Annotated in this window: 19 protein-coding genes; 11 read left to right on the forward strand and 8 right to left on the reverse strand. The window is 66.6% G+C overall.

Annotated elements, in window-relative coordinates; translation table 11 throughout:
- Window positions 1–13: 13 nt before the first annotated feature.
- The 5 genes from BN4332_RS31050 to BN4332_RS31070 all read right to left on the reverse strand — a co-directional run bounded on the left by BN4332_RS31050 (window position 14) and on the right by BN4332_RS31070 (window position 4538).
- On the reverse strand, window positions 14–1255 hold the full coding sequence (locus BN4332_RS31050) for an NAD(P)/FAD-dependent oxidoreductase (protein ID WP_066903879.1): 1242 nt from the start codon (window positions 1253–1255) through the stop codon (window positions 14–16).
- A gap of 36 nt (window positions 1256–1291) precedes the next feature.
- Window positions 1292–2158: a VOC family protein gene (locus BN4332_RS31055; protein ID WP_054601588.1), complete on the reverse strand. Its 867-nt coding sequence runs from the start codon at window positions 2156–2158 to the stop codon at window positions 1292–1294.
- 120 nt (window positions 2159–2278) lie between these two features.
- Window positions 2279–3136 (reverse strand): alpha/beta fold hydrolase, encoded by an 858-nt coding sequence (locus tag BN4332_RS31060; protein WP_235654342.1) that lies wholly within the window; start codon window positions 3134–3136, stop codon window positions 2279–2281.
- On the reverse strand, window positions 3133–3780 hold the full coding sequence (locus BN4332_RS31065) for a pyroglutamyl-peptidase I (protein ID WP_066903955.1): 648 nt from the start codon (window positions 3778–3780) through the stop codon (window positions 3133–3135). Before BN4332_RS31065 ends, BN4332_RS31060 begins: the two co-directional genes overlap by 4 nt.
- Complete coding sequence (locus BN4332_RS31070; RefSeq protein ID WP_054601586.1) at window positions 3777–4538, reverse strand: alpha/beta fold hydrolase; 762 nt, start codon at window positions 4536–4538, stop codon at window positions 3777–3779. The genes BN4332_RS31065 and BN4332_RS31070 overlap by 4 nt, the downstream gene beginning before the upstream one ends.
- Window positions 4539–4738: 200 nt before the next feature.
- Here BN4332_RS31070 and BN4332_RS31075 point away from each other — a divergent pair, with 200 nt between their 5' ends.
- The 5 genes from BN4332_RS31075 (at window position 4739) to BN4332_RS31095 (ending at window position 9345) form a co-directional block, all read left to right on the forward strand.
- Complete coding sequence (locus BN4332_RS31075) at window positions 4739–5509, forward strand: 2-keto-4-pentenoate hydratase (RefSeq protein WP_235654343.1); 771 nt, start codon at window positions 4739–4741, stop codon at window positions 5507–5509.
- A gap of 187 nt (window positions 5510–5696) precedes the next feature.
- On the forward strand, window positions 5697–6551 hold the full coding sequence (locus BN4332_RS31080; protein ID WP_234790079.1) for an IclR family transcriptional regulator: 855 nt from the start codon (window positions 5697–5699) through the stop codon (window positions 6549–6551).
- A gap of 82 nt (window positions 6552–6633) precedes the next feature.
- The gene (locus BN4332_RS31085; RefSeq protein WP_066903885.1) at window positions 6634–7326 is read left to right on the forward strand and encodes a DUF2848 domain-containing protein; all 693 of its coding nucleotides are present in this window, start codon (window positions 6634–6636) and stop codon (window positions 7324–7326) included.
- A gap of 52 nt (window positions 7327–7378) precedes the next feature.
- Window positions 7379–8542: an oxidoreductase gene (locus BN4332_RS31090; protein ID WP_066903887.1), complete on the forward strand. Its 1164-nt coding sequence runs from the start codon at window positions 7379–7381 to the stop codon at window positions 8540–8542.
- Window positions 8539–9345: a carbon-nitrogen hydrolase family protein gene (locus BN4332_RS31095; protein ID WP_066903889.1), complete on the forward strand. Its 807-nt coding sequence runs from the start codon at window positions 8539–8541 to the stop codon at window positions 9343–9345. Before BN4332_RS31090 ends, BN4332_RS31095 begins: the two co-directional genes overlap by 4 nt.
- 3 nt (window positions 9346–9348) lie before the next feature.
- Here BN4332_RS31095 and BN4332_RS31100 read toward each other — a convergent pair whose 3' ends face one another.
- A complete protein-coding gene (locus BN4332_RS31100) occupies window positions 9349–11664 on the reverse strand; it encodes an ATP-binding protein (protein ID WP_066903890.1) in 2316 nt (771 codons plus the stop codon).
- Window positions 11665–12024: 360 nt separating this feature from the next.
- On the opposite strand from BN4332_RS31100, the gene BN4332_RS31105 reads away from it, so the two are divergent.
- From BN4332_RS31105 to BN4332_RS31130, 6 genes are all read left to right on the forward strand, one after another.
- The gene (locus BN4332_RS31105; protein ID WP_235654344.1) at window positions 12025–13287 is read left to right on the forward strand and encodes a Rieske 2Fe-2S domain-containing protein; all 1263 of its coding nucleotides are present in this window, start codon (window positions 12025–12027) and stop codon (window positions 13285–13287) included.
- Window positions 13284–13808 carry an aromatic-ring-hydroxylating dioxygenase subunit beta gene (locus tag BN4332_RS31110; RefSeq protein WP_066903894.1) on the forward strand — a complete coding sequence of 175 codons (525 nt, stop codon included), beginning with the start codon at window positions 13284–13286 and terminating at the stop codon, window positions 13806–13808. The genes BN4332_RS31105 and BN4332_RS31110 overlap by 4 nt, the downstream gene beginning before the upstream one ends.
- Before the next feature lie 2 nt (window positions 13809–13810).
- Entirely contained in the window at window positions 13811–14062 is a 252-nt protein-coding gene (locus BN4332_RS31115; RefSeq protein ID WP_066903896.1) for a dihydrodiol dehydrogenase, read from the forward strand.
- Window positions 14059–14874, forward strand: coding sequence for a 3-(cis-5,6-dihydroxycyclohexa-1,3-dien-1-yl)propanoate dehydrogenase (hcaB, locus tag BN4332_RS31120; RefSeq protein ID WP_066903898.1), 816 nt, complete (start codon window positions 14059–14061; stop codon window positions 14872–14874). The genes BN4332_RS31115 and hcaB overlap by 4 nt, the downstream gene beginning before the upstream one ends.
- Window positions 14875–15089: 215 nt before the next feature.
- Window positions 15090–15539 carry a nuclear transport factor 2 family protein gene (locus BN4332_RS31125; RefSeq protein WP_235625294.1) on the forward strand — a complete coding sequence of 150 codons (450 nt, stop codon included), beginning with the start codon at window positions 15090–15092 and terminating at the stop codon, window positions 15537–15539.
- An 11-nt stretch (window positions 15540–15550) separates the two neighbouring features.
- Window positions 15551–16456, forward strand: coding sequence for a LysR family transcriptional regulator (locus BN4332_RS31130; protein WP_066903961.1), 906 nt, complete (start codon window positions 15551–15553; stop codon window positions 16454–16456).
- Here BN4332_RS31130 and BN4332_RS31135 read toward each other — a convergent pair.
- Together BN4332_RS31135 and BN4332_RS31140 are read right to left on the reverse strand one after the other, a co-directional pair.
- Window positions 16449–17072 carry a non-oxidative hydroxyarylic acid decarboxylases subunit B gene (locus tag BN4332_RS31135; RefSeq protein ID WP_084459473.1) on the reverse strand — a complete coding sequence of 208 codons (624 nt, stop codon included), beginning with the start codon at window positions 17070–17072 and terminating at the stop codon, window positions 16449–16451. The genes BN4332_RS31130 and BN4332_RS31135 overlap by 8 nt on opposite strands.
- Complete coding sequence (locus tag BN4332_RS31140; protein ID WP_084459469.1) at window positions 17072–17536, reverse strand: hypothetical protein; 465 nt, start codon at window positions 17534–17536, stop codon at window positions 17072–17074. Before BN4332_RS31140 ends, BN4332_RS31135 begins: the two co-directional genes overlap by 1 nt.
- Window positions 17537–17539 lie beyond the last annotated feature (3 nt).

The raw sequence follows: 17539 nt of genomic DNA on the forward strand, positions 1-17539 counted from the left end.
GCCGATTCCTCCCTCACTGTTGCCCCGCGGGTGTCGCGACGTCGTCGATCGAGCGCAGATCGACGGCCGGGTCGGACAGCAAGGCCGGCTCCGGCCTGGCCCGCCGGTCGATCAGGCTCATCGCCATCCGGACCTCCCGCCGCCGGTTCACCCCGACGGCTCCGACCAACACACTGTCCCGCAGGTGAAATGCCGTGAATTGCATGGATTCCGGGCTGCCGCGCCATACGACGTGATCTTCCGGATGCAGCCGCCCGGCCACCTGGATGTTCGTCTGGCCCTGGTCCGACCAGAACCACGGCAGGTCGCGGTAGGGTTCCCGCCGTCCCACCATCGAACGCGCGGCGGCGATTCCCTGATTCTGTGCGTTCTGCCAGTGTTCCAACCGGATTCGTCCGGAGTCGTGGCTGCATGGGGAGCTCGCCACGTCACCCGCGGCATACACACCGGGCACCGAGGTCTCACAGAACTCGTCGACCACGATGCCGTTGTCGACATCGATACCGGAATTGACCGCCACATCCACCGCCGGCGCCACGCCGACCCCGACGACCACCAGGTCAGCATCGATGTGCGTCCCGTCGTCCATCGTGACCCGCCGTACCCGATGGTCGCCTTCGACGGCGGTCACCTTGGCACCGGTCACCATGCGCACGCCCTGTTCGACGTGGAAACGCACCAGGCACTGGGCGATTCGCTCCGGCAGCACCCGGCCGAGCACCGCATCGCTTCGTTCGAGCACGGTCACCTGGTTGCCGAGCTGCAGCGCCGATGCGGCCAGTTCGATGCCGATCAGCCCGCCCCCGAGAATCACCACGTCAGCACCGGCGCGCATCCGGTCACGGATCGCGATCGCGTCGTCGACCGTCCGCAGGAAGTGCACGCCGTCGAGGTCGAGTCCCGGGATCTCCGGACGACGCGGGGTCGTACCGGTACACAGCAACACCTTGTCGGCCTGGATCGACACTCCGTCGTGCAACTCGACCCGGCGGCCGTGCGTGTCGATCCGCCGCGCCCGGGCGCCGAGTAGGAGTTCGATGTCGTTGCGGGAATAGAAGTCCGACTTGTGGAGCAACGTGTCGCCCGGGTCCTTCGAGCCGAGGATCACCTCTTTCGACAGCGGCGGCCGATCGTAGGGCAGGTGGTACTCGGCACCGACCAGGATGATGCGGCCATCGAATCCCTCGTTGCGCATTGCCTCTACCGCACGCGCCCCGGCCAGACTCGCGCCGACGACCACGTAGGTCTCCGTCATCGGGGTGCTCCCGTCGGCGAAGACGGCTTCGGTGCATCAGTCACGGTGATGCCCCCACAAACTGGTGGCGTCGTAACTCGACACCCGCCACGTGGAGTCGTCGACCAACCGCCCGTCGTAGCCGTACTCGATCTCCGAGCCGGACGGATTCTTCATGAAGAACGAGATGGCCAGATCGTTGGTGTGCCGGCCCAGGGTTTCGGTGAGCTGAACCCCACCGGCGTGGACCGCGTCGAGCGTCCGCCCGACATCGTCGATGTCGGTGACCTCGAGCATGAAGTGCCCCAGGGCCGGCGCCAGGTTGTCGTTCTCGACGAACGCGAGACTGTGATGACGGGGGTTCACGTGCGCGAAATGGACTTTACGGCCGTGGAATTCGATGGTGTCACTGAGCCGAAAGCCAAGCACGTCCAGGTAGAACCGCTTCGCGGCGGCGAGGTCGGTGACGAAGAAGAACACGTGCCCCATCCCGAGGTCACCGGTCACGAAGCGGATACCTCTCGGCGAGACGAAGGGCCGCTTCGGCACCCGGGCACCGTAGAAGAACTCCAGCCGGTGACCATCGGGATCGGTACACCGGATCACGTCCTCCACGTGACGTTCGGCGGCACAGTCCGGGTCGTGGTGTATCTCCACACCCGCGTCCTGCAGCCGCCGGGCCAACCGGTCCAGTGCCGCACCGTTCGGCACTTCCCAGCCGACGTAGGCCGCTCCGCCGGTATCGGCCTGGTGAATCGCCAGACGCCAGCCGCGCTCGTCACCGCGCAGCAGGACCGTCTGGTCATCGCATTGCTCGTGCGCCGAGACGTCCTGCAGGCCCAGAATCTCGGTCCCGTATGTGCGCCAGGCATCCAGATCGGCGGCAGTTAGACCCAGATACCCCAGTGCGACAACTTCATTCATGAATTTACCTTCCCGGCCTGCCCGCGACAGTCGCGCGATGCGGCCTCGGATATGCAGCTTTCGTGAACGCACCGACCACCGGCAACGGCACCGATCCGTCCACCGGAACGCCGAGAACGTTCACGAGGAGAGGAATGCCCCTACGGCGCGGACGAAGTCGCGCGGGCGTTCGTAGGGCGGCCAATGCCCGCATTTGTTCAACACCACCAGATCTGCCGACGGCAGATGGCTCAGCAACTGCAGAGCCCCCTCCAACGGCACCATGCGGTCATGTCGTCCATGAATCACCAGCGTCGGTGCCACCACCGCCGCCAATGCGGCCAGGTTGCTGCGCGCCACGATGGTCGAGCGGGACCACGCTTCGGCGTGGTGCGGTTCATCGAGCCGCCACCGGTAGATCTGTTCGATGAGATCGTCACCGATCAGCCCGGGATCGAAGACGAGACTGCGGAGCAGCCTCGCAATACGTTCGCGGTCGGGTGGCAACGATTGGCATTCGTCGAACAGGCGTCCGACCTCGGTGGGTGCCGTCGCGAGCAGGTACGGATCACCGCCGGTCGAGGCGGTACACCCGCCGACGATCAACCGTTCCACGCGCCCCGGTGCGGCGAGCGCCAAACCGATCGCCACGGTCCCCCCGGTGGAGACACCGACAGCGGTGACCGTATCCAGCCCGAGTCGGTCCAGAATCCCGAGAGTGTTTCGCACATAGAGGTCGTGCACCGGCTCGTGGAACTCTCGCGGTCCGCTGCGCCCGAAGTTCGGGTAGTCCACGAGGATGCACCGATGACGCGCAGCCAGCTCACCGAGGGTGCGGTGGTAGGTGAGCCAGGCCGTCGTGCCGGGCAGCGGACCGAACGCCTGCGGCATGACCAGCGGCGGGCCGGCACCGACATCGTGATAGTGGACCGGATGCCCGTCGATCTCCACTGTTTGGCTACTGCTCTGCTCCGAGAACATCCGAGTGGTGGCCGTCAACTGATCGCCCCTCCGCCGATCCGCAGGTCGTCTCCCTGGTGCTCGGCCGAGACCGAAAGTGCCAGTCGTACCTGATGTTCGAGAACTTCGACCGGGACGGACGGCAGCGGTGGTGTACTCGCGGTCGATCGGGCAGGTGTCACGGGCAGGTGCACCATCCCGACCCGCGCGCCCGGGACGCGACACAGATGCCGGGCCAGGTAGAACACCTGGTTGCACAGGTAGGTCCCGGCCGTGTTGGAGACGTAGCCGGCCAGCCCCGCACGCCGCCAACCGTCCACGATCGCCTTGACCGGCAACGTGCTCAGATAGGCGGCCGGACCGCCGTCGACCACCGGTTCGTCGATCGGAACCCGCTGCGCGGTATCGGGAATCGGAAAGTCCCGCACATTGACCGCGACGCGTTCCACCGCGGGCGCCGTGCGGCCGGGTGCGACGCCCGTCAGCACCACGACCGCAGGCTGGAGTGACTCGATTGCCTCGGCCAACACGTCGTGCACCAGTTCGGTGTCCACCGGCAGCACGCGGGCGGCTACGTCCAGGCCTGCGATCTGCTGTCCGTCCAACCGTTGCGCGATCAGACCGCTGGGATTGTCGCTCTCGGTTGCGTATGCGCCGAATCCGGTGACGAGCGCTCGGGTCATGCCGCGGATCCGAGCGCGCAACGCGCCTGGAATGCCTCGAATTCGGTGACGAAGTTCGCCGCGCGCTCCAACATGATCGATGACTGGGTCAGGCCCGGAGCGATGAACAACTGGGTGTCGGGTGCCTGCTTGTGCCAGATGAACGCGTCGTCCACCGGGTGGATAGCATCATCGAGGTCACCGCGGCAGATCAGGGTGGGGACGTCGATGTCCGCCAGATGCGGTCGCAGGGTGAAGTACTCCTGGAACTGTTCGGTGCTCCGGGTCTCGGCGTAGAACCGGACGGCATCGCGCCAGTCGTCCCCGTGCAGATCATTCCACTCGCGGGCCTGAGCACTCTCCGGGTCCACGGCCGTGAAAACCGAATTGAGCGAAGCGTTTCCGCTCTTGCTCAATCCGATGATCGGCGCGTCCACGGTCAAGGTCGTGATCCGTGCCCGGTTGTCGAGCACCATCCGCCCGGCGATCCGCGAGCCGAGTGACACACCAGCGAGATGGACGCGGTCCAGGCCGAGTGAGTCCAGCAGGCGCCAGAGGTCGGCCACCCACACCTGCGGGCGTTCCAACGGCGCTACCCGCGCACTGCGTCCCAATCCGCGCAGATCCGGCACGATCACCCGGTACTTGGCCGCGAGTTGGGGAATCAGGTCGCCGAACCATCGCCCCGACGCCGCGGCGCCGTGCACCAGTAGCAGTGGTTCTCCGCTCCCGTGATCCTCGTAGTAGAGATCAACGCCATCGACCGTCAATGTCGCCATGCACCGTTTCCCTTCTGTGTTTCGAACAGGCATCGGCACAGCAGGTTTCCGCCTGGTTCGGGGATGGGCAACGGCACCGTTCCGCAGGGTGGCATGCCGCCCGCCAGCGTTCCACGGTTCAGACCGCGCACATTCCCCTCGATCGCGACCAACCGTCACGGTGAACGCCCGGCACACCGACGATTCAGGAGCACCCGCAGGTGAACATCGAACTCAGCACCACAATCCAGCCGACTGTCGACTCCATTGCCGGAAGGCTGCTGAGCGCGCAGGCCAAGAAGCAACGGATGCCGTCACTTTCGGCGGAATGCCGCGATCTGAACTTCGATCTCGCCTATCGGATTCAGGACGAGGCCTTGAGCCAGCGGATCGAGCGCGGCGAGCACGTCGTCGGTATCAAGGTGCAGTCCCGGTCCTCGGTGACACCGCTGACCGGGTGGCTGACCGACGCGATGGCACTGCGTACAAGCGATCACCTGCCCACAGAGTTGCTCGTCGATCCCGGTGTCGAACCGGTGATCGCGTTCGTCATGGGCCGGCGGCTCTGCGGTCCCGGGGTCACCGCGGCGGCCGCGCTGGCGGCGGTCGACCTCGTGTTCGCGGGCCTGGAAGTCACCGACAGCCGCTACTCGGACCGCCGGTGCACTGCGCCTGACCTGGTCGCCGACAACCTGTCCTCGTCGTATTACCTCACCGGACCGGTCGGGTTCGCCCCCGCCGGCCTGGACCTGTCGCGGGAAGAGGCCGGTATCACCGTCGCCGGGACGGCCACCGTGTCTCGTTTCGATGCGGTGGCCAGAAGCCATCCGGCCGAGGCACTCGCGGCGGCGGCGAACTGTCTTGCCCGGCGCGGTCACGCGATCGAGGTGGGCTGGACGGTACTCGTCGGGACGGCACCGGTACCGCTGCCCGTCGGCTTCCCGGTCACCGCTCGGTTCTCGTCGCTGAGGTCCGTCACCCTGGCCTGCTGACCGCGCGGCACCGGCCCAGCTCACGGTGGGTTCACCGGGCCGTAGCGAGCCGTTAGGTAGGTGTCTTTCGGTAATTCCCCCGATGTGACCCGCGCCACTGCTGGCATACCGTCGGGCCCCAGGCCGAATGCGCCGGTGCCGCACATCCGGGCCACTCACCGCCGAACTGAAGCCCCAGGAGGCAACGATGACAACGATCAGCCCGACCGTGGTATCCCCACCGACCCGCTCACTGCATCGGACACCCGCCGTGCAATTGGTAGCCGACCGTCCGCTGGATCCGGACTCATCGACCTCGGTCGCCAAGGCTCTCGCGCTGCTGAGTTGTTTCACGCCGAATCGCCCGGCCATGGGGGTCTCGGAGATCGCGCGTCAGGCACAGCTGCCCAAATCGACAGCGCACCGCCTGCTGGCCGTCCTCGTCGACTGGGACATGGTGACCAAACGCGGCACCGAATACTCCCCTGGACCACGGCTCAACGAGCTGGGCGCGCTCGGCAGCCAACCGGACAACCACGAATTGCGCCGCGTCGCACTGCCACATCTGCTCGACCTTTACGAGATCACCCATGAAACAGTGAATCTCGGCATCCTGACCGGCCAGGACGTCCTGTACATCGACAAGATCCACGGCCACAACGGGGTGAACTCGCCTGCCTGCGTCGGGGGGCGGCTGCGCGCCGCGAACACCGCGATCGGAAAGGCGCTGCTCGCATTCAGCGACCAGAAGGTCATCGCCCGCGTCTCGGCGAACCTTCGGCCCGCCACGTCGTTGAGTGTCTCCTCGGCCGCGCAACTCGATCGCGACCTGGCCGCCATCCGGCGTTGCGGGGTGGCGTACGACCGCCAGGAGAGCCAACCTGGCCTGACCTGTATCGCGGCTCCCATCCGGAGCTGGTCAGGCGCCATCGTCGCGGCGGTCTCGATCTCGGGTCCGGTACATCGATTCCGGCCCGCCGACGCGGCACCGGCCGTCCGGACGGCAGCCGCCGGCATCGCGCGACACGTCCAGGAAGCCGCCTGGCGTCGCGCCACGCGGTGACTTCCCCTCGAAAACCCCTGTGCTCCAACGCTCTGCCCACCCATCAGGTCTCGACCGAGGCCAGTCGACAGTCAGGACACCCATGCCACAACTCACCTTCACACTGAGCGATGACGAGACGGTCACCGTCGACGTCAACACTCTGCTCAACGCCGGATACGCGGGTCGCAGCCAAGCCGACGTGACCGCCCACATCGACGAGCTCGCCGAGTTGGGTGTGCCCGCTCCCACCCGCATCCCGTGCATCTACCCCATCGCCTCCTACCTGGCGATGCAGACCGACGAGATCGACGTCCAGCACGAGCTCACCTCGGGCGAGGCGGAATGGGCGCTGGTCGTGGCCGGCACCGGACCCGGCGATCTGCTGCTCACCGCTGCGTGTGACCACACCGACCGGCGTCTCGAACAACATGGGGTGGCCTGGAGCAAACAGGCCGCGCCCGATGTGCTGGCCCGCCGGGCCTGGCGTCTGGCCACCATCGCCGACCGGCTCGACGAGTTCACCCTGACCGGCACCGTCGAAACCGAGTCCGGCATCGAGGTCATCCAGCAGGGCACCCTGACCGAACTGCTGTCGCCGCTGTTCTGGGTCGAGGAGCTGCGCTCGCGCGACCTGCTCAACCCGGGCACCGTGCTGATGTCCGGAACCATCCCGATGCGCCCCGACGTCAACCAGTTCAGTACCGGATGGGGTGTGGAACTGCGCGATCCCGTCGCAGACGAGGCGATCTCACTGTCCTACTCGGTGCGGCAGACGCCCCCGGCAGTCGATTGAGGAGACCGTGACTGTCCGACGCTTCCCAGCCGACGTGCCACAAGGAGCCGCCATGCGCACGATCACCGATCCCTGGTCACCACTACGCCTCACGTCCGGGGCAACCCTGCGAAACCGATTCATGCTCGCGCCGATGACCACCAACTCGTCGGACCCGCAGGGGCGCGTGACCGACGACGAGTTGCGGTACCTGGGCCGCCGCGGAGCCACCGAGTTCGGCGCCGCCGTGACGTCGTGCGCATATGTCCACGAGGACGGCCGGTCCTGGGAGGGCATCGGGGCTTCGACGGATGAGCACCTGGAAAGCCTGCGGGCCGTCGCGCAAGCGATCGGCCGCGGCGGTGCGCTGACCCTGCTGCAACTCTACGACGGCGGGCGCATCGCGTTGCCAGGCCTGGTCGGCCCCAGCGGGATCCGCGGTCCGTCGCCGATTCCGTCCGCGCGTCCCGATGCCCGCACTCCCCGCGAACTACACAGCGGCGAGATCGATGACCTCATAACGGCATTCGGGAGGGCCGCCGCGCTCGGTGTGCAGGCCGGGTTCGACGGCATCGAGATACACGGGGCCAACCACTATCTGATCCACCAGTTCTTCTCGCCGCGAGCCAATCGACGCGACGACGAGTGGGGCGGTGATGCGGCCCGACGGGCACGCTTCCCACTCGCGGTCGCCGAAGCGGTCCGGTCAGCGGTCGGCCCCGCTGTGACAGTCGGATTCCGGGTAACGCCGTTCGAGTCCGAGGCCGGCGGCTACACCCTCGACGACTCGGCGCTGCTCTGCGACCAGCTCGCCGAGACCGGGGTTGACTATGTCCACATCTCCATGGACGACTTCCGCAAGAACTCGCCGCAACCAGAAGATCGTGACTGGACCAAGAGTCGCGAAGCCGTCGAGTCCCGCAATCCGATCGCCGCGATCGCCGCCGCGGTCGCGGGCCGCAGTGCCGTCGTGGCCAGCGGTGGAATCCGAGGGCTCGACGATGCCACCGAGGCGCTCGGCGCCGGTGCCGATCTCGTCGCGGTCGGCCGCGCCGCCCTGATCGACCCGGAATGGGTCGACAAGATGAAAGCTGGTCAACACCAGAGCGTTCGGACGCATCTGCCGGCCGACAGCCATGACATCGAGACCGCGCTGACGATCCCAGGGCAGATGGTGAAGTACCTGTTGAGCCGACCGGGGTGGATCCCGCGTATCGAAGGAGACGACCGAACATGACCGCCACCCCGCTTCGTATCGCGGCATGCCAGATCACCTCGGTGGCCGACCCCGCCGTCAACCTCGCCATCATGGAATCCTGGGTGCGGCGCGCCGCCGATGGCGGTGCGCGGGTCGTCGTGTTTCCCGAGGCCACCATGGCGCACTTCGGCACCCCACTCGCCGCGGTGGCCCAGTCCATCGACGGTCCGTGGGCCACCGCGGTCGCCGAGCTCGCCGATGCGCACTCGGTCCTCATCGCGGCCGGCATGTTCACCCCCGACGGCAACCGCGTGCGAAACACCGTGCTGCTCAGCGGGCTCGGACACCACATCGGATACCACAAGATCCATCTGTACGACGCGTTCGGCTACCGCGAATCGGATACGGTCGCGCCGGGAACCGAGCCGGTGACCGTCACCGTCGACGACGTGGTGCTCGGTGTCGCCACGTGTTACGACGTCCGCTTTCCCGCACTCTTTCAGCAGCTGGCCATCGCAGGCGCCACGGCGATACTGCTGCCCGCGTCATGGGGGGCGGGCCCGGGCAAGGCCGAGCAGTGGGATGTACTGGTGCGCGCCCGCGCCCTCGATTCGGGATCGTGGATCGTCGGCTGCGATCAGGCCGACCCGAAAGCCTCAGACGTGCAGGTGGATTCGGCAGCCCCGACCGGCGTCGGTTGCTCGTTGATCGCCGATCCGCTGGGCCGGGTGACGGCCACCCTGGCCGCGGCGCCGGGGCTGATCTTCGCCGATGTCGATCCCGCGGCTGCGACACACGCCCGCGGTATCACCGGTGTACTCACCAATCGAACGAAGTTCTGAGGCTCAGCGCGGCGGCTGACCGGCCGCGTAGAGCACCGCGACCTGGGTCCGGGACCGCACCCCGAGTTTGGCGAAGATGTGCTCGACATGACTCTCGACGGTGCGCAGCGACAACACGAGCGCCTGAGCGATCTGCTTGTTGGTCATGCCTTCGGCCACCATGCCCGCCACCTCGGCCTCCCGGCGGCTCAGACTCGCCAGAGGCCGGTCCGGCAGAGCAGGCGCGGCAGGTGCCGGCTCAGGATCGCCCATGGCCTCACCGACGGCCTTGTCGACGCTCAGCGCGCGACCTTCGCCCAGCAGCGCCTCGAACTCATTGTCGCCCAACGCGGCCCGCAACTCCGCTGAGATCTCGTCATTCCAGTTCGGCAGTTCGAACCCGCCGGGATAGTTGCCGATGGGTTCCCAGGCACGTTGCGCCGCGCCGAGCAACCGTGCCGCCCGTCGCGGTTGGTCTTGTCTGGCGGCCAGCCATGCGCTCAGTTCGATGACCACGGCGGTGCCCAGGGAGTCGTGGAAGCGGGTCTTGCCGGCCAACGCCTCTCGCAGTTGTCGTTGCGCGAGATCCAACTCGCCCAACATCCAGTTGGCCAGGCCCAAGAACGTCAAAATCCATGACCGCAGCCAGCGTTCGTCCCGCAGATCGCATTCCGCCAAACATCGGCCCAGCACCTCCACCGCCTGTTGCGGGTCGCGCCGCCGGCAGTGCAGCCAGCCGACCTGCTCCTGAGCGAGCACGTGGTGCAGGCTCGGCCCCCCGGCTTCTTCCAGCACCGATCCTTCCCGGATCAGCTCGGTGCCCAGGGTGGTGTTGCCGAGATTGTGTTCGGCCACTCCCCTGAAATGCGTGGCGTGCGCCAGATTGACCGTGTCGCCGAGGGATTCGGCAAGCGACTGGCTCTCCCGCAGCATCTGCAGCGCAACGACGGTCTTGCCCTCCGCGATCGCGATGTACCCGTTCGCCCACAGCGCGGCCGCTCGCTCGGAGCTCGGCGAGGCATCGGCTGCCAGCGCACGGTCCAGCCAGTGCCTGCCTTCGCGAAGCTGGCCACAACCCAGCCAGTACCAGAACAGGTCTGCCGCCATCTGCAACGCGGCCCGTCCGCCATCCGGATCATCGAGCACCGCGCCGAGGACGGCGCGGACATTGACCTGTTCGTTTCTCATCCGCCCGACCAGGTCGAGCTGGTCGGGTCCGAACCAGTGGCTCTCGAATTCGTGTGCCAGCCGGCAATAGTAGGCGCGGTACCTCTCGCGCACGGCCGCTTCTTCACCACGGCAGCGCAGTTGCTCCCTGCCGTACTCGGCGACGGTCTCCAGCAACCGGTAGCCCTGGTGCCCCTCGGCGACGTGGCGCGCCACGATCGACTTGTCGACCAGTGCGGACAAGTGCCCGGCGATATCCTCTCGCGGAAGCACGTCGTCACTACAGATGCACTCCGCGGCGCTCAGCATGATCCATCCCGAGAACACCGAAAGACGTTCCCACAACCGCCGTTCCGGTTCGGAGCACAGCTCGTAGCTCCATTCCAGCGCGGCCCGCAACGAGTGGTGCCGTGGCGCGGCCGAGCGGTCGCCGACGTTGAGAAGATCGTGACGATGGTCGAGCCGGTCGAGCAACGCCGCCGGCGTGAGCGCGCGCATCCGAACCGCGGCCAGTTCGATCGCCAGCGGCAAGCCGTCCAGACGGGAACACAGTTCCACGATGTCCGAGCAGTTCTCGGCGGTGATCCGGAAGTCCGGGTCCACCGCGACCGCACGCTCGCCGAACAACTGGACCGCCTCGGTCGGAGCGGTGTCCCGATCGCCGTCGCTGCGGTGGACGGCGAGCGGCGGAACGAGGAAGACATGCTCCCCGCTGACCCGCAGCGCTTCGCGGCTGGTGACCAGGATGCGCAGCGTCGGGCAGGCCGACAGCAAATTTCGCGCGAGCACCGCGCACTGGTCGAGGAGGTGCTCGCAGTTATCGAGAATCAGCAGCAGATCGCGCGCCCGCAGATACTCGGTGAGCGCCCATACGACATCCTGGTGTCGCACCGCGAGCCCCAGCGACTCCGCGACCGCAAGCGGGACCAGCCCGGGATCGGTGACGCCGGCGAGCTCCGCCAAGGCCACCCCGTCGGCGAAGGCCCGCTGCGACTTGCGGGCCACCTGCGTGGCCAGACGGGTTTTCCCGACCCCACCGATTCCGATCAACGTGACCAACCGCGAGGACCCCAGCAGCCGGCGCACCTCGGCCGCCTCGGCCCGGCGCCCGACGAGGCTCGTCAGGTCGGCGGGCAGCAGGTGGCGCGGCCCCGAAGGCGGCGTGTTGTCCATGGACTGACCTCGCGCATAGGTGGTGCATTCGGTTGAAAACCATAGCCAACAATGCGTACTTCGCCACGCGAATCGAAGCTGGCAAACGGAGATTCGGAAAATTCCGGCGATGTTCCACGGTCCGGACCACGCCACTTGGGGCCGCTCCCGTTGCGCTCGTAGGTTACCCGGCATTCGTCGACAACCGTCCCCACTCAAGGAGAACCAACATTGATCGAGCAGCTACGCAATGGCGATTCGGCGGTTCGGCCCGCATCAATGGACCCGATATCGGAGTTTCTCCAAACCGCCGCATCCGACCTCGCCGGCGGCGTGATATCGCCACGCATCTTCAATGACCCTGAGCTCTACGAACGGGAAATGGCACGCATTTTCGCCCGCTGCTGGTGCTTCGTCGCGCACGAGTCGGAGATCCCCGAACCGGGCGACTATGTGCTCCGCTACATCGGGCAGGACCAATTCATCGTCGTCCGGGACGAAGACGGGTTGATCCACGTCCTGTTCAACAAGTGCACGCACCGCGGCAGCACGGTGTGCCGCGTCGAGAAGGGCAACAGCTCCCATTTCCGATGCCCTTATCACTCATGGGTTTTCAAGAATACGGGCGAATGGAGCGGGGCGCCCTACCGGAAGAAGGCATACAAGAAGCTCGATGCCGGCAGCTGGGGGCTCGCCGCGGCCCCGCACGTGGATTCGGTGCACGGTCTGGTGTTCGCCGCGCTCGATCCGGACGCTCCCACGCTCGACGAGTACCTCGGCGACATGCGTTGGTACCTCGACGTCCTGCTCGGCCTGAACGACTCGGGAATGACGACCATCGGCGAACCGCACCGCTGGCGGGTACCGGCCAACTGGAAGTCGGGCGCGGAGAACTTCATGGCCGACGCCTACCACGTGCCCTCACTACACCGCTCTGCCGAGGACGTCGGCATGTTCCCCCGGATCGAGACCGGAGGCGCGGGCCCGCAGGGTGTGTCCAGGCATGTGTACTTCGAACACGGCCACGGCATGATCGTCAACAACGGCTTCCTTCCCCCGCCGTGGCACACCTCCGGATACCCGCCGGAGGTCGCCGAGACCTTCCAGCTGGAGCGGTTGACGCCCTTGCAGCGCCAGTTCGTCGAGAACCACTCGGCCACAACGTTCCTCATCTTCCCGAACTTCGGTCTGGTCCGCGTGCCCGCGGCACCGCATCCAGATGCGCCACCCATGGTGTTCACCCACCTACGCCAGTGGCAGCCGGTCGGTCCCGATGGCATCGTCAACTGGAACTGGACCCTCGGCTGGAAGTCCGCACCCGCCGGGTTGAACGAGGACGCCTACATCGCCGGACTGAGCATGCACGGCCCGGCCGGCATCCTCGAGCAGGACGACACCGTGGTGTGGGGCGGCGCACCGCAAGCCGGCAAATCCGTGTTCGCCCGGAAGTGCGGCATGCGTTTCAATTTTCAGCTCGGTCTCGACGGCATGAGCGACTATGCCGAGGACACGGACTGGCAGTACCCCGGTATTGCCACGACCACCGCGCTCGGCGAGGCACCGCAGCGGGCCTTCTACCGCCGCTGGCTTCGCGAGATGACGCCTGCCGCAGAAGAACTGACCGAGAAGGGAGCACGCTCGTGAGCATCGATGCCCCGGTCGGCCTGACCCGCGATGTCACCGCCGACTGTGCCCGGTTTCTGTACCTGGAGGCCGAGCGGCTGGACCACCACGAGTTCGACCTGTGGCTCAGCGGCCTCACCGACGATCTCGAGTACCTGATGCCCATCCGGGTGACCCGAGGGCCGGACGCTCGCAACCTGGAGTTCTCCCCGACCGGATTCCACATGAAGGACACCCTCGCGTCGATGAAGATGCGGGTGGCGCGGCTGTATACCGAGCACGCGTACGCCGAGGATCCGCCGTCGCGTACTCAGCGTCTCATCACCAATGTGCGAGTCGACCCATTAGGTGACGACGAGTACAACGTGCGCAGCAATTTCCTCTGCTACCGGGCACAGGGCGATCTGGCGGACTACGACATCCTGGTCGGCGAGCGTTTCGATGTGCTGCGCGACACCGCCGACGGATGGCGCCTGGCCCGGCGCACAGTTCACCTGGCCCACACCACCTTGTTGACGGCGAACCTGGGGATCTTCTTGTGACAATGCGTCTCAGTAACGAATTCGCCGACGTCGTCCTTGAGGTCGTCAGCACCGGAAACGGAGAGCGCCTGCAGATCTCGTCACCCCGGCGCGGCACCACCATCCGGCTGGACCCGGTCGAGCTGGAGGCGCTGACCTGGCAGACCACCGATACCTTCACCCGGATGCTGGAGGGGTCGATCGGCCCGTGCCGGCCCGAGATCGGCGTCGAAGAGCCAGATTTCGTCACGTCAGACGATCGGGCATCGCTATGACCGATGGCTGGCTGGCGGGAAAGACAGTGGTGGTCACCGGCGGCGGCACCGGAATCGGCCGGGCGGTCGTCGACCGGTTCGTGGCCGAAGGCGCACGGGTTTCGGTGCTCGACCGCGACGGCGATGCGGTCACCGAACTCCGTGCGCAACATAACGTGTGGGCCACCGAGGGTGATGTGCGACGGTACGGCGATCACCAGCGATGTGTCGCAGAGACGGTGCGCGAGTTCGGTGGCGTCGATGTGCTCGTCACGGTCGCGGGCATCTTCGACTACTTCGCATCACTGGAAAGCCTGCAGGAGGACAGCCTCGATGCGGCGTTCAGCGAGATGTTCGACGTGAACGTCAAAGGGACGCTGCTGGCGGTGAAAGCCGCGTTGCCCGAACTCAGGAAGGCGCACGGCAATGTCGTCCTGACCATCTCCAACGCCGGTTATCTGCCGGGCGGCGGCGGCCCGCTCTACACCGGATCGAAGTTCGCCGTGCGTGGCCTGCTGGCGCAGCTGTCCTTCGAGCTGGCGCCGGATATCCGGGTGAACGCCGTGGCACCGGGCGGTACCGTCACCGCGCTGCGCGGCCTGGAGGCGACAGCCACCGGAGAACAGCGTCTGACCGACATGCCGGACCTGCCGACGCTGATCCGCCGCACCAACCCACTGCAGGTCGCGTCCGAACCCGCCGACCACGCCTGGGCCTATGTGTACCTCGCCTGCAAGGAACGCACGAAGTCGGTCACCGGCTGCGTGATCAACTCCGACGGCGGCCTGCACAGCCGCGGCCTGGTTCCGCTTGGCGGGGAACTGATCTCCTGAATCGGCTCTCCCGGTGTGCGCCCGGAGACGCGCTCTGATAGAGTCGGGTTTCCGCGCGTACGCCGCGGCCTCGAGTCGGTGTCACCGACCGCTATCGCGCGAATCCCCCTCATTTATCTCGCCTTTCATACGTGGCCGGATGCTGTCATCCGTGCCCGGTGGCAGAGATGCGCTCAGCGCACACCAATTGCGGTACACCACAGGAGAATCAGAAGTTGGCTCACTATCTTGTCAATGACCCCGAAGCCGTTGCCGAGGTGCTCGCCCAGTACCCCAGGATGAAGGAGGCGATCGTCACCCGCGACCACGCGGCACTGGTGGATCTGCACGATGCCGAGTTTCTGGGCACCGAGCTTCCCGGGCACCTGATCACGGCCGAAGAGCACATCCAGACCACGATGAACTCACGCGACCTTGAGATGGAGTACTTCGATCTGCAGGTCAAGACATTCGGCGATATCGCACTCTGCTGGGGCAAACAATCGCTGAAGGGAACACTGGACGGGACCGACCCTGGCACCTCACCGGCCGTCGCCGACAAGGTCAGCGACGGCGTGTTCTGGTCGATGCTGGTTGTCTGGCGACGTACCAACGGCCGTTGGCGCCTGCTGTCCTATCAGGTGACGCCCTTGTCCGAGGTCCCGCCGGCATCGGGCCCGCGCTAGATTTGGCCGAGATGGACATTCACCAGTTGCAGTGCTTCGTCGCGGTGGCCGAGGAGGGCACCTTCACCGCGGCCGGATTGCGGCTGCATCTCGCGCAATCCGGGGTCAGCGCGCACATCAAGGCGCTCGAACGTGAGGTCGGGCAGCAACTGTTCGAGCGACATCCGCGCGCGGCCAAGCTGACCGCCGCCGGTGAGGCCCTCCTACCCCATGTGCGTGCGGCGATGGATGCGCTCGCGTCCGGACGCGCCGCGGTCGACGGCCTCACCGGTCTGTTGCACGGTCGGGTGGCCATCGGGACCATCACGTCGATCTCACCCCGTAGTGTCGACCTGCCACAGCTGTTGGCCTCATTTCATCGCAGGCACCCCGGTGTCGACCTGTCCCTGATCGAGGATGCCGCCTCCATGCTCACGCAGCGCATCACCGACGGACGGCTTGATGTGGCGTTCACGAGCCTCACCGATGCGACGACGCGTGGCATGCAGGTTCGTGAACTGCATCGGGAGGCGGTGATCGCCGTATTGCCGCCGTCGTCTGCGCTCGCCCGTCACGACGAGGTATCGCTCGGCGAGCTGGCCGAGCATCCGTTGATCGCGCTACCGGAGGGTTCGGGGTTGCGGTGGCAACTCGACCGGGCCCTCGAGCGCGCGGCAGTGCGGGCGCGGATAGCCTTCGAGGCCAGTGACCCCGATGTGCTGGTGGCCCTGGTCGAGCAGGGGCTCGGCGCCGGCTTGGTACCGGAATCGGCACTGGCACAAAGCGATCGCCTGGTCGGGGTACGGGTGTCCGATCTGCCGCCCGGCCGGCTCGGGATCATCTGGCGCGATCGTCCGACGGTGAACCCCGCCGCGCAGGCGTTCGTCGAACATGCGACGACCATGTCGGCTCGTACTCGGCGCCGACAGCCTAGGTGAGGTCGTAGTCGGCCCGGGCCGGCCGATCCCGCCGGGCCGCACCCAGTCCGCGCCACCTTTTCGCTTGCGGGGCGTCCAGCCCGAACTGATCGAGAATCCGCACCACGACATGATCGACGATGTCGGCGATCGATTGCGGATGGTTGTAGAAGGCCGGCATCGGCGGCACGATCCGCGCGCCCATCCTGCTCAACGCCAGCATGTTCTCCAGATGGATGGTGTTGAGCGGGGTTTCCCGCGGCACCAGCACCAGCTGCCGCCCTTCCTTGAGCACCACATCGGCGGCCCGGCAGATGAGATTGTCCGCCATCCCATAGCGGATGGCGGACAGCGTCCTCATGCTGCACGGCACGATGATCATCCCGGCGGTGTGGAACGAACCGGACGAGATCGCCGCACCCTGCTCACCGAGCTTGTACGTCACATCCGCCAAGGCGACGACTTCGGACACCGTGCGGTCCGTCTCCACCTCGATGTTCGATTTACCCCAGGTGCTCATCACCAAATGGGTTTCCACATCCGGCATCTCGCGTAGCGTCTCCAGTAGGCGCACCGCGAACGGTGCGCCGCTGGCGCCGCTGATCGCGACGATGATGCGCATCGGCGATTCGGGCATCATGCCTGCTCGTATCCCGCACGCAGTCGCGCGAAGAGGTCGAGAGTCCTCGGCCAGTCCTCCCGTTCCGCCAGATCTGCGGACGTGTGGAAAGACATCGGCTGCAACGGTATTCCGAGGTCGTCGCGCTTGTGGTCGACCACGGTGAAGATGCAACCGAGCAGCCCGCGGTCGGCCAGCGACCCGGTCATGCGCAGCTTCAGGTGATGACAGGTCGTGCCGTCGATTGCGATGAGGCCGGCGGTCCCCGTACGTCGAAGGTTGGCCCTGGTCCGCGGACTCGCCACCACTGCGAACAGCACCGCCTCGTCGGCGCTGGGTTCCAGCTCGGTGCGAGACAGCAGCGCGCTGTGCGGATAGCCGCCGGTGTCGACGGTCAGGAATGCGAACGCCTGCTCCTGCACATCCACAGCCGGGAAACCGCGTAGCAACTCGGAAACCTCACCGGGCACCTTCGGCATCATCGC

Origin of the sequence: Mycolicibacterium houstonense, assembly GCF_900078665.2 — a bacterium.
In the GTDB taxonomy this organism is placed as follows: Bacteria; Actinomycetota; Actinomycetes; order Mycobacteriales; family Mycobacteriaceae; genus Mycobacterium; species Mycobacterium houstonense.